Annotated in this window: 14 protein-coding genes; 6 read left to right on the plus strand and 8 right to left on the minus strand. The window is 60.1% G+C overall.

All coding sequences use genetic code 11. From position 1 onward, the window contains the following. The first annotated feature begins 17 nt into the window (after positions 1-17). The 4 genes from ACK3SD_RS19190 (at position 18) to ACK3SD_RS19205 (ending at position 2,794) form a co-directional block, all read left to right on the plus strand. Positions 18-464 (plus strand): tellurite resistance TerB family protein, encoded by a 447-nt coding sequence (locus ACK3SD_RS19190; RefSeq protein WP_481127698.1) that lies wholly within the window; start codon positions 18-20, stop codon positions 462-464. Positions 465-477: 13 nt separating this feature from the next. Then, a complete protein-coding gene (locus ACK3SD_RS19195; protein ID WP_137765620.1) occupies positions 478-1,518 on the plus strand; it encodes a TerC/Alx family metal homeostasis membrane protein in 1,041 nt (346 codons plus the stop codon). A 54-nt stretch (positions 1,519-1,572) separates the two neighbouring features. Beyond that, complete coding sequence (locus ACK3SD_RS19200) at positions 1,573-2,151, plus strand: TerD family protein (protein ID WP_137765621.1); 579 nt, start codon at positions 1,573-1,575, stop codon at positions 2,149-2,151. Positions 2,152-2,218: 67 nt separating this feature from the next. Further along, entirely contained in the window at positions 2,219-2,794 is a 576-nt protein-coding gene (locus ACK3SD_RS19205; RefSeq protein ID WP_137765622.1) for a TerD family protein, read from the plus strand. 42 nt (positions 2,795-2,836) lie between these two features. Here the strand turns inward: ACK3SD_RS19205 and ACK3SD_RS19210 are convergent, their stop codons facing one another. The 8 genes from ACK3SD_RS19210 to ACK3SD_RS19245 all read right to left on the minus strand — a co-directional run bounded on the left by ACK3SD_RS19210 (position 2,837) and on the right by ACK3SD_RS19245 (position 15,576). Beyond that, entirely contained in the window at positions 2,837-4,003 is a 1,167-nt protein-coding gene (locus tag ACK3SD_RS19210) for an alpha/beta hydrolase-fold protein (protein ID WP_481127833.1), read from the minus strand. 42 nt (positions 4,004-4,045) lie between these two features. Next, the gene (locus ACK3SD_RS19215; RefSeq protein WP_481127699.1) at positions 4,046-6,244 is read right to left on the minus strand and encodes a glycoside hydrolase family 2 protein; all 2,199 of its coding nucleotides are present in this window, start codon (positions 6,242-6,244) and stop codon (positions 4,046-4,048) included. Beyond that, positions 6,241-8,967 (minus strand): response regulator, encoded by a 2,727-nt coding sequence (locus ACK3SD_RS19220; protein WP_481127700.1) that lies wholly within the window; start codon positions 8,965-8,967, stop codon positions 6,241-6,243. The genes ACK3SD_RS19215 and ACK3SD_RS19220 overlap by 4 nt, the downstream gene beginning before the upstream one ends. Next, the gene (locus tag ACK3SD_RS19225) at positions 8,964-9,422 is read right to left on the minus strand and encodes a Globin (protein ID WP_481127701.1); all 459 of its coding nucleotides are present in this window, start codon (positions 9,420-9,422) and stop codon (positions 8,964-8,966) included. The genes ACK3SD_RS19220 and ACK3SD_RS19225 overlap by 4 nt, the downstream gene beginning before the upstream one ends. Next, positions 9,419-10,819 carry a DUF3131 domain-containing protein gene (locus ACK3SD_RS19230; RefSeq protein ID WP_481127702.1) on the minus strand — a complete coding sequence of 467 codons (1,401 nt, stop codon included), beginning with the start codon at positions 10,817-10,819 and terminating at the stop codon, positions 9,419-9,421. Before ACK3SD_RS19230 ends, ACK3SD_RS19225 begins: the two co-directional genes overlap by 4 nt. Then, positions 10,804-12,321 (minus strand): DUF3131 domain-containing protein, encoded by a 1,518-nt coding sequence (locus ACK3SD_RS19235; protein WP_481127834.1) that lies wholly within the window; start codon positions 12,319-12,321, stop codon positions 10,804-10,806. Before ACK3SD_RS19235 ends, ACK3SD_RS19230 begins: the two co-directional genes overlap by 16 nt. A gap of 65 nt (positions 12,322-12,386) precedes the next feature. Then, on the minus strand, positions 12,387-13,748 hold the full coding sequence (locus ACK3SD_RS19240) for a DUF3131 domain-containing protein (RefSeq protein WP_481127703.1): 1,362 nt from the start codon (positions 13,746-13,748) through the stop codon (positions 12,387-12,389). Position 13,749: 1 nt separating this feature from the next. After that, entirely contained in the window at positions 13,750-15,576 is a 1,827-nt protein-coding gene (locus ACK3SD_RS19245; RefSeq protein WP_481127704.1) for a glycosyltransferase, read from the minus strand. Positions 15,577-15,928: 352 nt separating this feature from the next. Here ACK3SD_RS19245 and opgC point away from each other — a divergent pair, with 352 nt between their 5' ends. After that, positions 15,929-17,140 (plus strand): OpgC domain-containing protein, encoded by a 1,212-nt coding sequence (gene opgC, locus ACK3SD_RS19250; RefSeq protein ID WP_481127705.1) that lies wholly within the window; start codon positions 15,929-15,931, stop codon positions 17,138-17,140. Positions 17,141-17,364: 224 nt separating this feature from the next. Then, positions 17,365-18,228, plus strand: a complete 864-nt coding sequence (locus tag ACK3SD_RS19255) for a hypothetical protein (protein ID WP_481127835.1) — start codon at positions 17,365-17,367, stop codon at positions 18,226-18,228. Position 18,229 lies beyond the last annotated feature (1 nt).

Below are 18,229 nucleotides of genomic sequence, written 5' to 3' on the forward strand. Positions count from 1 at the left end.
TTTACGAGGAAAACACTATGTTTGATTGGGCCAAAAATAAATTCAATCAGGGCCGCGAAACCTTCCTAAACGAGGTCAGCCGCTACAAGAGCAAAGACTTCATGCAGGGCTGCGTGGCGACCGGCACCTATATCGCGTTTGCCGATGGCGTGGTTTCGCCGCAAGAGAAGCAGAAGCTGGTGAAGTACTTTGAAATCAGTGACGCGCTCAAGGTCTTCAGCACTGATGAAGTGATCCGCGAATTCCAGAAGCTCTCCGAGAAGTTTGATTTCGATCTGGATATTGGGCGCTCCGAGTGCCTGAAGGTGATCGGCAAGCTGCGCAACAAGCCGGAGGAGGCCCGTGCGGCGGTGCGTCTGGGCGTGATGATCGCCAAGAGCGACGCAGATTTTGATGAGGCGGAGAAGCAGGCACTGATTGCCATCTGCCATGAGTTGGGCCTGAAGCCTGACGAATTCTTCTAACTGAGAGTACACGATGGAATCTACCCTGATTGGTTTCCCGGCTGAAACGGTCATTGTTTTCGTGGTGCTGGCCGTGGCCGCGCTGCTGATTGACCTGCTGGCCCACCGTGGCGATAAGGCGATCAGCCTGAAAAGCGCGGTGATGTGGTCGTTGTTCTGGGTGGCGACGGCATTGGGTTTCGCCGCCTTCCTCTATTTCCACCACGGCGCGGAGATCGCCAGCCTGTTTGTCACTGGTTATGCGCTGGAGAAGGTGCTGTCGGTCGATAACCTGTTTGTGATGATGGCCATCTTTGCATGGTTCAAAGTGCCTGACGGCTATCGCCACCGCGTGCTCTACTGGGGGATCATTGGGGCCATCGTATTTCGTGCCATCTTCGTGGCGATCGGCGCGGGCCTGCTGATGCTTGGCCCGTGGGTCGAGATGCTGTTTGCGGTGATTGTCGCCTGGACGGCAGTGATGATGCTGCGCGCTGGCGACGACGACGAGGAGATTGAGGACTACTCCGATCACCTCGCCAATCGTCTGGTACGCCGCTTCTTCCCGGTCTGGCCAAAGCTGGCGGGCAACCGCTTCCTGCTGAAGTCAGAGGAAGTAAGCGCTGAGCTGGCCAAGCCCGAGAATCAGGGCTTCGCCTTCACTGTAAAGAAGGGTGTGCGCTACGCCACGCCGCTGCTGCTCTGCGTGGCAGTGGTGGAGCTGTCGGACGTGATGTTCGCCTTTGACAGCGTACCGGCGGTGATTGCGGTCAGCCGTGAGCCGTTGATCGTCTACTCCGCGATGATGTTTGCCATCCTTGGCCTGCGTACCCTCTACTTTGTGCTGGAAGCCCTGCGCAAATACCTGGTGCACTTGGAAAAAGCGGTCATTGTGCTACTGTTCTTCATCGCGTTCAAACTGGGCCTGAACGCCAGTGACCACCTCTGGCACCACGGCTACGGCATCAGCGCCACCACCAGCCTCTACGTGGTACTGGGCGTGCTGGCCCTTGGCATTCTGGCGAGCGTCATGTTCCCCGGCAAAGATGCGCCGGCAGACGATCGTCAGGGATAAATTTTCATACCGGCGGGCGATGCCCGCCCTCTTTACAGATAACAGGAGAACCACATGGGTGTTTCACTTTCCAAAGGCGGCAATGTTTCGTTGAGCAAAACCGACCCAAGCCTGAAAAAAGTGGTGGTGGGTCTGGGCTGGGATGCCCGCTCTACGGATGGGCAGGACTTTGACCTGGATGCCTCAGCCTTTTTGCTGCAAGCCAATGGCAAGGTCTCACAGGACAATGACTTCATCTTCTACAACAACCTACGCTCCAGCTGCGGTTCCGTGGTGCATCAGGGCGACAACCGCACCGGTGCCGGTGATGGCGATGATGAGAAGCTGACGGTGGAACTGGCGAAAGTGCCTGCCAGCGTCGACAAGATTGTCTTTACCGTCACCATCCATGACGCGACCGCGCGCCGCCAGAACTTCGGTCAGGTGAGCAACGCCTTTATCCGTCTGGTGAATGAAGAGAGCAACAACGAAGTGACGCGCTATGACCTGCAAGAGGATAGCTCCACTGAAGTGGCGATGATCTTCGGCGAGCTGTATCGCCATAACGGTGACTGGAAATTCCGTGCGGTAGGGCAGGGCTTTGGCGGCGGCCTGTCGGCGCTGTGCGCAAACTTCGGCATTAACGCGGCTTGATGGCTGGCCCCGCGCCGTCGTGGACGGCGCGATTGATCTTCAAAACATTAACGAAAAGGAAAAAAGTATGGCAGTTTCACTGAAAAAAGGCGGCAACGTCTCCCTGACCAAAGAAGCCCCTTCCATGAAATCCGTGCTGTTCGGTCTGGGCTGGGATGCCCGCCAGACCGATGGCAACGCCTTTGACCTGGACGCCTCGGCGTTCATCGTGGGCGAAGATGGCAAAGTGCTCTCTGATGCCAGCTTCATCTTCTTCAACAATAAAACCAGCGCTTGCGGCGGCGTGATCCACCAGGGTGACAACCGCACCGGCGAAGGCGCGGGCGATGATGAGCAACTGCTGATCCACCTGGATAAAGTGGATAGCGCTGCGAAGAAAGTGGTCTTTGCCGTGACCATCTATGAAGCGGACGAGCGCAAGCAGAACTTCGGTCAGGTCAGCAACGCCTTCATTCGTGCGGTCAACAACGATGACCAGACTGAACTGGCGCGCTATGACCTGTCAGAAGATGCCGCGACCGAAACCGCGATGATCTTCGGTGAGCTTTATCGCCACAATGACGAGTGGAAATTCAAGGCTGTGGGTCAGGGCTACGAAGGTGGCTTGTCTGCACTGGCGAAAAGCTTCGGCGTGAACGTCTAAGTCTCCGCCTGATAAAAAAGCCCGGCACTGCCGGGCTTTTTGCTATTTGAAGACCTTCTGCACGTAGTCGATATAGGCGGGCCGCCATACATCCATCTCATGCCCCAGCTTGGGGTAGCTGTGAAAGTCCACCTTCACCTGCTTCTCATCCAGCTGCTTTTTCAGGTCGTTGATGTCCTTGCCGGTCACGTCATCATCCGTACCAACCACCAGTGTGAAATCTTTCAGCTGGCGGTTGATGCGCTGCGGATCGGCCAGCGCCTGCGCCACGCCCGCATCCGGCACGGTCACGGTGGTCACGCCGCTGAAGCTGGCGAGCCAACGAAACTGGTCGAGGTGATTCATGCCAGAGACCAGCGCCTGATAGCCGCCCTGCGAGATGCCAGCGATGCCACGCCCTTCGGCGTCGGTGCGCACCCGGTAACTCTGCTCAATCAGCGGGATGATGTCCTCCACCAGCTCACGGTCAGCCGCCTTGGCATTGCGCGGGTAGAACTCCTTGCGCCGCTCCTGACGCGGGAAGTTCTCCGGCACCGCCTCGGTAACGTCAGTTTCGGTGTCCGGGAACACCACTACCATCGGCGTCATCTTCTTCTCTGCCAGCAGGTTATCCATGATCTGCGCGAAGCGGCCCTGCACCAGCGCCGAACTCTCGGTATCGCCAAAGCCGTGGTAGAAGTAGAGCACTGGCAGCGGCTTGTCAGCCTGGCTGTAGCCCGGCGGCAACCAGAGGTAGAGATGCCGCTCTTTGTCCAGCGCCTTGGAGTGGTAGGTCAGGCCATGCACTTGACCATGCGGCACTGCGCGCTCATCCAGCAGGCTACCGGGCACCAGTACCAGACTGGTGTTTACCTGCCGCTGCGGTTTCGGCATCGCGCTGCCGGTGTCGATGCTGCGGAAGCCATCCACATTGAAGTAGTACTCATAAAGATTGGGCGACTGTGGCGCCAGCCGGTACTGCCAGACGCCCTGACCGTTCTTCTCCATCGGGTAGCTGATGCGGGTACGCGGCAGCGCGCCCACCACCACCGAAACCTGCCGCGCCTGTGGCGCAAACAGCCGGAAAGTGATGCTGCGATCGGCGTTCACCTCGGTGACCGCCTGGCTGAGCGGCAGATTCTCGTTGAAATCTTCCGCGATGGTCAGGGGTGTCATGGGGGCGGCTCCGCAGCCAAGGGCGAGCAGTAACAGGCCCGCACCGGCCGACAGCCGGTGCGGGGCACGAAAGGGATGACGCATTAAGCCTCCTGCTTATTTTTGTAGGGTAAAGTCGATGTCATTGGCACCAAGCAGATTGCCCCAGCGGTCATAGAGGCGGCTGGTCACCGTCACTGGCGCGCCGCCCTGTGGCACCGCGCTGGCCGCCGCCAGCTTCACGCCGCTGTCAGCCGCCATATCCAGACGCTGTTCGCCCGCTGCCAATACCCGGTTATCCTGGGTAATCGTCCATGCCAGGCGCGCCTTCGGGTAAGCCTTCAGGGTGTCATTGATGGCCCATAGGTTGACCTTCCCGGCCGCGCCGCTTTTCCAGTTTAGCGTAACTGGTTCAATGGAGGGCAAAATTGGCTGGTAGGCTTTCTGCAACGCGTAGTAGCCCAGTTTTGGCTGGCGGCGATAGTCCATCACCCCCCAGTTGATGGAGGGCCAGGTCTCGACGAACATAAACTGGAACAGCACGCTCACCGGTTGGTAGCGCTGGCGGCGATAGCTCTCAGCGGCGGTGCGCACGGAGTCAGCCTGATAGCGCTGGGTATTCTCGATAAAAGTCTGGATAGTCGGCCCGCGCTCGATTTTGGCGAACTGGAAGGTCTGCACCGGCTGGAAGTTGTGGTACTTCCAGATTGCCCAACCCGGATCGCCCGGCTGGGTGGTGGCCGGCCAGAGATCTTTCTCCGGGATGATGGTCTTCAGCGTCTCCAGATTCGGCAGCGCCTCCGCGCCAAACTCAGTAATGATGCCGTTCTTGGCCGGTTGCAGGAAGTCATTGATGGTGCCGAAGTACCACCCCTGCCAGAAGTGCTCAGTCACGGATGACCACGGGTGCATGATGCGGGTAGTGTCTTGTGCCAGCGCGTCCGCTACTTTCTGCGCCAGATTTTTGTTCATCTCCGGATACCAGTCCGGGAAGCGTTTCTGCATCCAGAGTGAATCAAACGGCGGCTCATTCTGCCCGCCCCAGACAATGATCGACGGGTAGTTGCCATACTGCCGGATGGCATCGGTAGCCTGCCGCGCCGCCTCCTGCGCGAACTCTGGGCTATCGTTATAGCCCCACTGCAACGGCATATCCTGCCAGATCAGCATTCCACGCTCATCCGCCAGCTCATACAGCTCATGGCTGGCAATATGCCCGTGCACACGGATGGCGTTGGCGTTCATCTCCTCCAGCAATTCCAGATCTTTCTCCCAGTCGGCGGGCTTCATGGCGCTCAGCCAGGAGGAGCCAATGTAGTTGGTGCCGCGCAGGAAGATGCGCTTGCCGTTAATCATCCAGCCGCCCTGCGCGGGCTTGACGATCTGCCGCAGCCCGGTGCGGGTGGTAGTGCGGTCCATCACGCCAAGGTTGTCCGTCAGGCTGACCTCCACCTCATAAAGGTTGGGCTCGCCATACCCTTTCGGCCACCACAGCGCCGCCCCCTCCATCGGCAGTGTCACCTGCAAGGATTGCGCGCCGCTGCGTTGGTAGGCCAGATTCACTGGCTGGTTGAAGGTGTAACTTTTGCCGGAGAAGTTATGCGGCTTGACGCGGATATGCAGCATGGCCGGGCGGTCGCGGTTGGTGCGATAGTCAATCGCCAGCGTCAGCGCCGGGTGCGCCAGCCCCTGTTGCCACGCCGGGGTAGTGAGCACGTTATCAATTACCGCGCCGCGGCTGATGTGCACGTCCACTGGCGCCCAGATGCCGCCGGTATTGGCATCCTGCCCCTGTTTCGTCCAGGCCCCGCCGGGGCGGGCGTCATGCTGTGAGAAGACCCCCTTGATCACGCTCTTATGCAGCGGCCAGATGGAGTCCGGCGACTCGAAGGGGCTATCGACACGCACCGCCAGTTGGTTGTCGCGCCGCGCCTCCTCGCTGATATCGAGGGAGAAGCGCTGGAAATAGCCGGTGTGGCGGCCCACCGGGCGCTGGTTGAGCCAGGCATCGGCATGGTAATCCACCCCCTTGAACACCAGCGTCGCCATGTTGTCCGGGCGCAACGGCGGCAGGGAGAACTGGGTGCGATACCAGAGCGCCCCTTGGTGATCCAGCCCGGCGACATACCAGTTGGCTGGCACGCGCAGGGACCGCCACTGGTCATCGTCGGCGCGCCACCCGGCCAGCGCGGGATCGTTGGCGTCATGCACCCGCCACTTGCCGGCCAACGACTGGGTGGACGGGCCTTGGGCGGTGCGATCGGCGCACCCGGCCAGCAACAGCAGGGCGCCAGCGGCGACCAGTAACCTTTTCATGGCGTCTCCTTAATCTGTGTCAGGGCATCATTCACGCGCTGGCACAATGTATCCAGTTGGCTATCCAGCGTCGCCATCGCGGCGGTGTCATCGGCTTCGGCCGCCTGCTCCAGCTGGCCGAGCGCCTGTACCAGCTTCTCGCAGGCAAAGGTGGCGGCCTCGCCCTTCATTTTGTGCGCGTTGCGTTTGACGGCATCGTTGTCATGCTGCGCCACGCCCCGGTGCAGGTTGTCGAGCAGCACCGGAATATCGAGCAGGAACATGCCGATCAGCTCCACCAGCAACTCTTTATCGTGGCCGACTCGCTCTAGCATCAGCGCATAATCGACTGCCTCGGCAGGGTCATCCGTCGCCACGGGGGCCGCCGGCGCTAGCGCGCCCTGCTGACTGGCCATCACGCGGGCAATTTCGGTCGAAAGCGCATCCAGCATCACCGGCTTGGCGATGTAGCCATCGAAGCCATTTTCCAGACAGTATTCGCGGTCGCCCTGCATGGCATGGGCGGTCATCGCGATGATCGGGAAGTGGTGCGGCGGGGTAGCGAACGCCTCGCGCTGGCGCAGGATCTGGGTGGCTTTCTGCCCATCCATCTCCGGCATTTGCAGATCCATCAGGATCAGGTCGTACTCCTGCCGGGCGCTCATCTCCAGCGCCTCCAGCCCATTGTTGGCAATGTCCGCCTGATGGCCCAGCTTGCCGAGGAAGTGCACGGCCAGTTTCTGGTTCACCAGATTGTCCTCCGCCAGCAGGATGCGGTATTGCTGGCCCTGTGGCGCAAGCGCGGCGACCGGCGGCGCGGCCGGGGCCGCTGGCGCAACGGTGGCGGGTGCGCCGGGCGCCAGCGTCTGTACGATGGCGCTGAACAGCTCATTCTGGTCTACCGGTTTGTTGAGAAAGTGCACCACGCCAATCTTTTTCAGCACCGCCGTATCCATGTAGCGGCCCATCGAACTGAGCATAATCAGCTTGCTGTGGCGCAACTCCGGCGTGGAGGTGATCTCCAGCGCCAGCGTCATGCCATCCATATCCGGCATCTGGGCATCAAGTAGGATCAGCGGAAAGTCCGGCGAGATTTCGAGCGCGTCCAGCGCCGCCTGCCCGCTGCTAAAGGTGAAGGGTTGCAGCCCCATATTGCGCAGCATCTCCTGCATCAGCCGCAGGTTGGTCTGGTTGTCATCCACTACCGCGATGCGCGTGCCCTTGATGACCGCGGGTACGTGGGTCGGCCCGGCCGTTTGCGGCACTTTTTTCAGCACCGGCAGGGCGAAGAAGAAGGTACTGCCGCTGCCGGGCGTACTGGCGACGCGCAGTTCGCCGCCGAGCATCTCCACCAACCGGGCGGAGATGGTCAGGCCAAGGCCAGTACCGCCATATTTGCGGGTGGTGGAGGTGTCGGCCTGACTGAAGGACTCAAAGATCAGCCGCTGCTTCTCTGGCGGGATGCCGATACCGGTATCCTTCACCTCGAAGGAGAGCTGCTGGGCGGCGATACCGGGGGTGATGCTCATCACCACCTCGCCTTCGTGGGTGAACTTCAGCGCGTTGCTGACCAGATTGGTCAGCACCTGCCGCAGCCGCACCGAGTCACAGTAGATGTACTCCGGGATGCCGGGCGCGACATCCACCAGCAACTCGATGCCCTTTTCGGTCGCCTTTGGCATCAGCGGGCGCATGATCCCTTGCAGGAAGGGGCGTAGCGCGAACTCCTCCATATCCAGCGTGATCTTGCCGGCCTCAATCTTGGAGAAGTCGAGGATGTCATCAATCACCTTCAACAGCACGCGGGCGGAGCTGTGGGCCATGGTGATGTAGTCACGCTGCTCGGGCGTCAGTTCGGTGTCGAGGCAGAGTTGGGTCATGCCGAGGATGCCGTTCATCGGCGTGCGGATCTCATGGCTCATGTTGGCGAGGAACGCACTCTTGGCCTGGCTGGCGGCTTTCGCCATCTCCACTGCCTGCAACGAGGCGGCCTCTGCCTTTTTGCGCTGGGTGATGTCTTGCATGGTGCCGATCACCCGCCCGATGCCGCCGTCGTTGGCGAGGCTGATCACCTGCCCGAGCAGCAGGAACCAGCGGTACTGCTGGTCGCTGTGCAGGATACGCAGTTCACACTCAAACACCGCCATCCGGTCGGTGCCCGCCTCTTTCAGCAGGCGGGCGGCGGTGGGCAGGTCATCCGGGTGGATCAGCCCGCGCCAGTCATCGGAGCGGTACTTCCAGCTGCGGCGCGGGTAGCCCAGCAACATCAGCAGTGCGTCATTGACCTGCACCAGATCCTGCAAATAGTCCCAGTCCCAGATGCCGATGTGGGTCGCCTCGGCGGCGAGGATAAAGTCATCATGCAGCTGGTTGCGGGAGGCGAGGATGTCAGCGAAATGGGTGACGTCGGTATGCAAACTGACAATGCCGCCGTCCGGGGTACGGTTATGCTGCACGAACACCGTGCGCCCCGGCAGCTTGCGGATCTCAAAGTGGTTATCGACCCGGCAGCGCTCGGTCAGCACGGCGGCCAGCGCCCCCTGATCGGCAATCTCGGAGATGTAGCCGGAGGTGATGAACGCCTCAATCAGGGCATGGAGCGGCGTGCCGCGCACCATCAGATCCTTGACCGCCGGATAGTAGTCCAGCGCCTGTTCGTTGAAGGCGACCAGCCGCTCCTCGGCATCGTAAATCAAGATCGCGGCATTGATATGGTCCAGCGCCGCAAAGATGGCATTTTTCATGGTGTGGTTCCTGGGACTGCCGGCGGCGCGATGACGTGGAACAGCTCCGCCTGCCGCCGCACATACTCAAGGCCGGGGGCGATCACCATCGCCCAGGCGGTGATGATCTCCTCGTCACAGTCAGGATCGAGCCGCCGCACCGTCTCCAGAATCGCCCGCCTCCAGTGGGCGTAGAACGCTGGCGGCAGCTTGATCCCCTCTGCATCCTGGGTGCGCGAGATATTGATCAGGTAGTTGGAGACATTGTGGGTGCTGGAGACCGACAGCATGTAAAAGAAGGTCTTGTAGACAATCTTGCGGATGCGCGCCTCATCCTGCTCCAGGAAGGTGGCCTCGATCTCGGCGGTGCTGTGGACGAACAGTTGGTAGAAGTGGTTGAAAAAACGCTCCCCGTTATCACTGTCCGTAATGCGTGCGTAGCTGTCATTGAAAACGGCATCATAGGAGAAACTCATGGCTGTTGTCCTCCGGGTTTGCGCTCCTGCGGCATGCACAAGCGGGGTGGGTTAAAGACATCGCTCAGGCGGGTATTGAAGTAGCTCTCCTGTGGCACGCTGCGGATCAGCGGGCCATAGTTGTGCTTGTAGAACAGCGCCTCCAGCACCATCGCATTGGTGGTCAGGGTGATCATGCGGTTGTAGCCGCCGGTGGCCTCAAAGCGCCCCTCATACCAGCCGCGCTGGTTGTCGCGCGTCAGGCGGGTCATGGTCATCAGCGCGTCGGTGAAGTCGCTTTTCCACAGCACCCAGAGACCAAACACCGCCCGCGTGGAGACCAGCGCCCGCGTCGGGTAGTAGTTGCCGTTGTCGCCCAGCGTGTTCCAGGCGTAGCCGTTGCCGAAAATGGTGTCGTAGATATGCCACGGCTCGGCATTGAGGTTAAATTCATCACGCGCCGTCAGCACCTTCTCCTTCTGCCAGCGCTGTTCCTGCACGCGGTAGATATTCTGCGCCCGCTTCTGCTGCATGGTGAGCAGGGTGGCGTCCTCGCCCGGCGTCTGCCAGGCATACTCCAGCCCGCCCAGCACGTAGGGGGTGTTGGTCACCACCGCCGGCGTGTAGGTGGTGCGTGGGTCACGGGCATCGACATCAATCGCGATGCCATCGACAATCACCGACTGGTAGGGCGGCGTCACTGAGCGCGCCGAGGGGAAGCCCCACAGGCTGAGCGCCGCCGCGCCATACTCGCTGTAGCCGAGCCGCCCCTCCGGCTGCGGCATCAATTTGCCGTCCCGCATCCCGCCGCGCAGCAGCTGCCCCTTGTCATCCACCACGTTGCAGAAGTTCCAGCGCATGATCACCCGGTCGAGGTACTCACTGTAAGCGGGGTGCCAGAGCGCCACGATGCGCAAGCCGGTCATCAGCCGGGCGATGTCCTGCGCCGACCAGCCGAGGATCGCCGGTTTGTTGCTGTAGTTGACCATGGTGGCATTGCTGGTGTTGTAGAGCAGGTTCGGCGTTTTCAGGTTGGTCAGCGGCAGCTGGTTCAGCGTCGCCAGCAGCCGGGTGAGCCGGTCGTCAAACTCCACCTCATCAATCAGCGCCAGTTGGCGTGCCGCCGTCAGGGCGATCAGCGAGTCGCCAATCTGCCACAGGTTAGTGACTGGCCGGTTGTCGCTGGCGTTGATCAGGCCGGTGCCGCTTTGGGTATTGTTCTTGAAGTAGCGCCAGGCCACCTCTGCCCACTGGCGCTCCTCCGCCGTCAGTTCGCCCATCCGCCCCGGATAGTGCCACGCGCCGCTGCGCAGGTAGCGGCCGCCCTGACTCTCCTGAAAAGAGGAGAAGACCAGCGCGATCGCCACCGCGATCAGTAGCAACAGGCCAAGCCTGATCAGGCTTACGGTTTTAAGCATGACATCGCCACCGGAGGCAGTTTGATCGGCGCATCCTCATTCTGGCAGGCCGCGCATTTACAGGACTGGCAGGATGGCTCGGTACGCTGTGCCACGCCGGTCTGCTCACACCAGTTCTTCACGCCGGGCGTGGAGCTGATGAAAGGCCGGTTGCGTTTGGTGTTGTTCTCCTCGAAGGCATCCACCAGACGCTTCTCCCACAGCGAGGGCGCGAAGTCATGCGCCTTCGGCTTGTCCGTATTGAACTTCAGCAGGCGGCCCTCCTGTTTGTAGAGCAGCGCCTCCAGCATGATGCCGTTGTTGTTGCCGGTGAACTCGCGGATGGGGCCGTCGCCGTTCTCGTAGATCCCCTCGTAGTAGCCCAGTCCCTTCTCATTGGCGTTCTCAATGGTATCCAGCAGCCGGTCGGTGTAGGCCGAGTCCCACAGCACCCACATGCCGAGCGCCGCTTTCAGCGAGATGGCGGAGACTTCCGGCACATATTTGCCCTTGTCGGTGATGGTGTTCCAGTTGAAGCCATCAGAGAAAACCGTGTCATAAACGAAGTAGGGCGCTTTATCGAGCTGGTGTTCCGAGCGGGCGGTCAGCACCCCGGTGATCAGGTAGCGGTTCTCCTGTGCCTGATAGACACGGTCGGCGAAGTTTTTCATCCACGGGTGGGAGAACTCATTGACCCGATCCTCGCGGTCATCTGCCTTGTCCCAGCCCATCTCCAGACCGTGCAGCAGGTAGGATTCGGTCACCACATAGTTGTGCTGGCTGGTCAGGCGCGGGTCGCGGGTGTCATAGGGCACCAGCACGCAGTAGATATTCGCCAGCGAATATGGCTCTGGCCGGGAGCCTTGGCAGGTCTTGAAGCCCCAGAGCTGATAGCCCGCCGAGGCGTACTCCTCATACCCCAGCCGTCCCTCCTGCACATAGACCGGCTTCTTGTCCGGGCCGACGTAAGCGCCATACAGCGTGCCGCAGTCGTCCACCGTGTGGGTGAAGTCCCAGCCCAGCACGATGTTATCGATGCTGTTGCCATACTCCGGGTAGCGCTCCTTGACGATCTTGAGCCACAGCAACATGCGGCCGATATCCAGTGCGGAGAAGCCGATGTCGCCCGGTTTGTTCAGATAGTTCACCTTCTGCGCGGTGATGGTGTTGTAAGCCTTATTTGGCATCTCGTTCTGGTAGAGCACCAGCGTGTTGAGCGTTTTGAGCAGCTTGATCATGCGCTGGTCAAACTCGGCCTTGTCGATGATCTTCAGTTCGCGCGCCGCCACCAGCGCGCCGATATAGGAGCCGGTATCCCACATGGTGGTGGAGGGGTATTTGTTTACCGCGTTCACCAGCCCGGTGGTGGGCTGGTAGTTGGCGACGAAGTATTGCCAGGCATTGACGGCAATGGCCCGCTCGCGCGGCGTCAGTTCGCCGTGGCGCACCGGGTAGTGCTGCGACGGCAGTTCAGTGGTGGCGGCCTGCACGCCGCCCGCCAGCAGCCACAGCGCCGCCAGCATGGCCAGCCATGCCAGCCAGCGCCGCGCCGGGCGGACAGCAGAAGAGACAGTGGCGGACGATGGTCTCATGGGAGTACTCCTTTATTCCGATCGTTCATCGGCATGGATGAAGGGGGGACGCAGGCCAGGCATAACAGTTGTCCATGCGCGATATAACTGAGGCTTTCCAACACCACCGCATTGGTGTCGGCGCTAATAATCTGGTTCACCGCCTGATTGCCGCTGTAGCCCTCATACCACCCCTTGCCGGGTACTAGCAGCGGGACGGCCTGCGTGCGCAGGGTTTCGCTCCAGGCGTTGCGGAACAGCGCGTACCAGCCAAAGGCGGAGCGGGTGGAGAGGATGCGCGGCGGCGGCAGGTCGCTGCGCTGCACGGTGGCATCCTGCACCGGCTGCTGGCCGGGCAGGTTGGCGATAAAGTCGGGTGCCTGTTCGGCATAGTCGGTATTCACCGAGGTGTAGTTGCCGGTGGCCTTATAGAGCCGTTGCTGGATGCGCACGATACGCCAGGCGAACTCGGCGCTGCGGCTGTCAAAGCCCATCTCCAGCCCAGTCAGGACATAGGGCAGGGTGATGATGGTGGGCGCCTCCTGGTCGACGCCGCGGCGGAAGCCATCGCTGGGGATGGCGTAGCCATCAATCTGTACCAGCTTGACCCCCTCCGGCGGCTGGGTTACCGCGATACCGGCGGAGGGGCTGACCATGCGCAGCGTGCCAGCGGTGTAGAGGCGGAAACCATAACCGCTGCGGTTGGTGTTGGCCCCCAGATCCCAGTGGGCGACTTGGATGCTGGTGGCGGTGGCGGGCGTGCTGCTCTCAAACAGGCTGTTGAGGTTCCACTGCGCCAGCACCTCCTGCACCTGTGCGGCGTGGTAGGGGTAGCGCCACATCAGCACGGTGAGCGGCACCAGCAGCCGCCCCATGTCCACCGCCGGGGTGGTGGGGGCCTCGGTATCGGCCGGGTCGCGCAGCAGCTCCAGCGTTTGGGTCTGATACCAGTTGCCCGGTACGCCAGAGGGCAGCAGCGGCAGCAGGCTCAGGGCGGTCAATGCCTTGGAAATTCGCTGGTCAAACTCCTCTGCCGTGACAATATCGAGCTGGCGGGCGGCAATCAGCGCCATCAGGTAACTGCCGGTGTCCCACAGCGAGGTGTAGGGGCGCTGGTCTTGGGCGTTTGCCAGCCCGGTCAGCTGGGTATTGTTGGCGAAGTATTGCCACGCGACGCGCGCCCACACCGCCTCGTCAAAGGTCAGGTCACGCTGCTGGGGCAGCGGCGGGAAATCCTTGCTCAGGGTATAACCAGCTTTCTCCTCAACCACCGGCGGCATGTGTTTCTCCACATAGAGCACGATGCCAAAGCCAATCAGGAAACCCAGCAGGATGGTGACATAACTGCGGGCTGGCAACAGGCTCTCTTTCCATGACATATCAGACGCCCTCTTCTTCATCAGACGCAGCCGTGTCCGGCTTCCACATCGCCGCCAGGATCATCGGCATCATGGCGGCGATATTCACCCCGCCCCAAAAGATATTGATGATGTAACCGGAAGGGTCCTCAATATCGCCATTCGCCACCTTGATGCCGCCCCAGATCAGGCCAAGCAGCGTCAGGGCGACGATCGCCAGCTGGGGCTTGACCAGATAGAGGAACATTCCCTGCTGACGCTCTTTCGGCGTGACGTGAAACTTGATCTTCTCGCCGCGCAATACCGTGTCCAGCGCCCGCAAGTTCATCGAGTAGAGCGCCAGATAGGAGGAGCGCCCATCCCAGGCGGACAGCCCCCAGGTGCCGAACATAAAGGCCAGTTCCGACACGATGAAGAACGGCAGGAAGTGCAGGTAGAACGGCTGGGAGTAGGCCGACACCGGCGGGATATTGGTGAACAGGTAGATCAGCGGCGAGATCAAAAATACCGTGTTCCACAGGCAGGCCAGATAGGACCAGAAGGTGGTGCCATACATCAGGGTCTGCGGCAGGCTCAGGCGGAAGCGCTTACGGCTAAAAATCGGGTCATGCAGCAGGATATCCATCGAGCCAGCGGCATACTTGAAGCGCTGGATCATCCAGGTGAGCAGATCCTGCGGCGACAGCATTTTGGACTCAGTACGCGGGTGCATCACAGACTTCCAGCGCCGCTCGGTATCGCCATGCAGCACAATGGAGGTGTAGATATCCTCCGAGACATGGAATTTGTAGGGGGTCAGTTCGGTGTCCATGATCACGTGCGGCCGCATCGCCTGCTCCAGCGCCTCGCGCGCGTCGGCATCCGGGATGTCGCGGGTGAAGCGTGCCACCTCCTCATCCACCGCCCAGACATAGCTGCGCAGCGCCGCCTGCATCACCGCCTCACGCCGGTGGATGGAAGCTGCGCCGCAGCAGAATGAGGCGTTGGCCCAGTTGCGGCGGCGCAGGATCACCTCATAAAACATCCGCGCGTCATTGAAGAAGGGATCGCGCCCCAGCGTCACCGGGCCAACCACCGCCTCGGTCACCTTGCCAAGGCCGTAGCCCACCACGCCCAGCCGACGGCGCAGGGCCTCCGGCAGCCGCCGTCCCTCCGGCAGGTCATAGAACCATTGTGGCGTCTGCACCCAGGCGACATCTGGATCGCGGAAGTAGCCCATGGTGTGGGTCAGCAGGGTCGGGAAGACGCGGGTATCGGCATCGCAGATCACCAGGAAGTCGCCGTCGGTCTGCTCCATGCCATTGCGCAGGTTACCGGCCTTGTAGCCGATATTGGTCTCGCGGGTGATGTAGTTCACCCCCTCCTGCTCGCACACGGCGCGCATTTCCGGGCGGCGGCCGTCATCCAGCACATGGATCTTGAAATCAATCGGCGCCGGGTAGGTGACTTTCAGCGCATCCTGAATCGAGATGCGCACCAGCTCCACATCCTCTGAATAAGTGGCGATAAATAGATCGACCTTTAGCGGCCGGGTTTCTGTCTGTTCATCCGCCCCCAGGCACTCATTAATATCGATCGGTGCCGGGCGCTGCGGGACATCCCACTCTTTCCAGAGATTGATGGTGAAAAATACCGTGCCGATATAGGCCAGTGTTTCTGCCAGCACCAGTGGAATGGCATACCAGAGCGCATCGTAATTGAGCGATGACATCCATCTCCAGCGGATATAGTTGGCGCCCAGAATAAGCGCTGCCACCGCAAGGCATTGCCACAGTACCTGGATTATCCAGGGGGTTTTTAGTGGTTCTGGCGGTTTCCGGTGTTCAAAATTGGAAAAATAGAAAGCCATGGGCATTCCTGTTCATCGTTTCACAAGAATAAATGCGCAAAGGCGCTACGTTTCCCGGTGTCAAAAACAGAAATGCTACTGAATTATAAAGTATTATTGATTGGCCTCGCGCTCTTTACCGATAAGGGGCATTGGCGCAATGTCATTTGAGTCTAGTGCAGCTAAAAAAGGTTTCAAGGCAATTTTTTATCGAAACAACCGCGACATAGCGAAAAATTCACCTACTATTCTGTGAGAGGACTCACGTAATTTGGCGCGAAGCAGTTTCCCACCCATTAGCCGGGGGAACTCGTCTACACTCTAGAAATCAGTAATCTCCCTAACCTAAATCTGCGGAGTGCGCGGGGCGAGTATGGCAGCACAAGATACAGTCATTTCAGACGTTTCCGAACGGGTCTCCTGGCGCTATGCGGTGCCAGGCCGTCGCGATTTGCGGGTTGATATGCTGCGTGGCATTGCGTTGGTGATGATGGTGGTCGCCCATACCGAGGTGATGTCGGTTTTCAATATATTTACCTGGGAGCGGCTGGGATTAACCACCGGCGCGGAAGGCTTTGTCATTATGTCTGGCTTTATGCTGGGGATGTTGAACCGTATACGCTTGCAGAAAGAGTACCTGCTGACTATTTCCTATAACCTGGTGCGGCGCGCGTGGAAAATATACCAGGTGAATCTGATCATTATTCTTTCGGTGCTGCTGCTGGCGCAGGTGCCTTTTATTAATACCTTTGAAATTACCCATTTTACTGACCGCTACGCCGGTATCTCCTACTCGCTAATTCCCGTGACGCCACAAATTCGCGAGACGTGGTTCAATATTATTCTCTACCTACAAATAGGGCCGCACCAGACCCAAATCCTCGGCCTCTATATCTTTTTGCTGCTCGCCAGCCCCCTGATGCTCTGGATGCTGTCACGCGGACGGATCGCCTGGTTATTGCTGATTTCACTGGCGCTGTATGTATTTTACCAGTTCAACCATGTGCGCCTGACGGTGTCACAATTTGAGTTCGCCTTCCCGCTGCTGGCATGGCAGCTGATCTATGTGCTTGGCATGTGCTGCGGCTGGTACAAGGATGAGCTGACCTCGCTGGCGCGCACCGGCATGGGCCACTTTGTGATCGTGGTGATGGTGATCTTCGCACTGGGGATGATGTTCATCGCCCAGAACCACACCAACCCCTTCATGCCGCCAGCGTTGATGATGCACGTCATCTCGCCGGCGGACTTTAACTGGTTTTACCGCACGCTGGCGGCAAAAAATGCGCTGGGGCCGATGCGGGTGCTGGATGACTTCTGTCTGATCATTACGGTTTATCTGGTGCTGACCTACCTGTGGCGGCCCATTGAGCGGGCGGTTGGCTGGTTCCTGATCCCCCTGGGTCAGCACTCGCTCTACACCTTCATTATCCACGTCTACTTCGTGCTGATGGCCAGCCAGCTGGTGCACTTTGACCTGTGGCAGCAGGCGTGGATACGCAACACCGTGGTTCATGCCGCCATCCTGATGGCGCTATGGCTGATGGCGAAGTATGAGGTGGGTGGCAAATTTATTCCAAATTGAGTGGTATGTGGCAGCGTGACAGAGGTGATATGGGGGCATTGAGCAGGCGGGTTCGGGGGAGGGGCAGCCGGTGGCTGGGCGGCTTGTGCTGCCTGGCGGTGGCGGCTGCCTGCGGGGCGGCGGAGACGGCTAGCGCGCCGGTGGTCAAAAAGAGCCAAGGGCGCAACCCCTTCTCTGGACAAGCCGCCGCCGTCAAGCCGCCGCCCGATCCCACCAAAAAAACCGTGCCCGGCAGCGTGCCGGACAACGTTGGCTCCGCCGCGCAGAAGCCCACCGTCAACAGCGGCGGCAGCACAGAGAAGGTGCGCGTCTTTACCAGCCGCTGGGGCCGCCTGTTCTATGGAGATGATGCCAAGTTCTCTGGCGCGCTCTCCTTCAACAGCGGGCTGAAGGATCAGTGGGTCAGCATCCCTACCGGGCAGGATTCGGCATCCCAGAAGAATGAGCTCAACCAACGGCTGCTGCTGAGCCTGCAATACTCGCCCTTCAGCTACTGGTTTGCCAACGTCACCTTCCGGATGCCACTGCGTAACATCAACAAATACAGCGCCGATTTCCGCTACAGCTTTGGCTATGACGACTGGCACCCCAATACCTTCAGTTTGGTCTACGGCAACTATGGCGATAACCGCTTCTTCCCGACCTCCAACAACCGGCGCACCTACCCGGAGCAAGGCTCCTGGACGGGCGCGTACAAGTTCAGCCTGCCCAAGGAGCTGGAGAAGTACCTGCTGTTGCAAAAGGGCGATGCGCTGACCTGCCAGGTAGGCTACACCTGGGTGCCGCGCTACTACTCGCTGGCGGACAACGATCGCAAAAACAACAAAAGCATCCTGCTAGGCGGCTGCGGTTACAGCTTTGTGCAGCACTGGTTCTTTCGGTTCAGCGCATTCTACTATCCTGATAGCCGACAGCAGCAGCCGTGGGACTCCGACTACACCTACAGCTTTGGGTATTCGGGTTACACCCCCGGCTCGTTCTCCATCCAGTACACTAACTACAGCGGGACGCGCTACCCGTGGCGCAGCAACGCCAACGCCCTGTTCCGCGAAGGCACCATCAGCCTGATCTATTACATCCCGTTTTGAG

This window comes from Chimaeribacter sp. YP20170169 (genome assembly GCF_056739715.1).

Excerpts from the sequence above, each read along its gene's own strand:
- ACK3SD_RS19190 (WP_481127698.1), top strand. The coding sequence starts at position 18 with ATGTTTGATTGGGCCAAAAATAAATTCAATCAGGGCCGCGAAACCTTC.
- ACK3SD_RS19195 (WP_137765620.1), top strand. The coding sequence starts at position 478 with ATGGAATCTACCCTGATTGGTTTCCCGGCTGAAACGGTCATTGTTTTC.
- ACK3SD_RS19200 (WP_137765621.1), top strand. The coding sequence starts at position 1,573 with ATGGGTGTTTCACTTTCCAAAGGCGGCAATGTTTCGTTGAGCAAAACC.
- ACK3SD_RS19205 (WP_137765622.1), top strand. The coding sequence starts at position 2,219 with ATGGCAGTTTCACTGAAAAAAGGCGGCAACGTCTCCCTGACCAAAGAA.
- ACK3SD_RS19215 (WP_481127699.1), bottom strand. The coding sequence starts at position 6,244 with ATGAAAAGGTTACTGGTCGCCGCTGGCGCCCTGCTGTTGCTGGCCGGG.
- ACK3SD_RS19220 (WP_481127700.1), bottom strand. The coding sequence starts at position 8,967 with ATGAAAAATGCCATCTTTGCGGCGCTGGACCATATCAATGCCGCGATC.
- ACK3SD_RS19225 (WP_481127701.1), bottom strand. The coding sequence starts at position 9,422 with ATGAGTTTCTCCTATGATGCCGTTTTCAATGACAGCTACGCACGCATT.
- ACK3SD_RS19230 (WP_481127702.1), bottom strand. The coding sequence starts at position 10,819 with ATGCTTAAAACCGTAAGCCTGATCAGGCTTGGCCTGTTGCTACTGATC.
- ACK3SD_RS19235 (WP_481127834.1), bottom strand. The coding sequence starts at position 12,321 with ATGCTGGCGGCGCTGTGGCTGCTGGCGGGCGGCGTGCAGGCCGCCACC.
- ACK3SD_RS19240 (WP_481127703.1), bottom strand. The coding sequence starts at position 13,748 with ATGTCATGGAAAGAGAGCCTGTTGCCAGCCCGCAGTTATGTCACCATC.
- ACK3SD_RS19245 (WP_481127704.1), bottom strand. The coding sequence starts at position 15,576 with ATGGCTTTCTATTTTTCCAATTTTGAACACCGGAAACCGCCAGAACCA.
- opgC (WP_481127705.1), top strand. The coding sequence starts at position 15,929 with ATGGCAGCACAAGATACAGTCATTTCAGACGTTTCCGAACGGGTCTCC.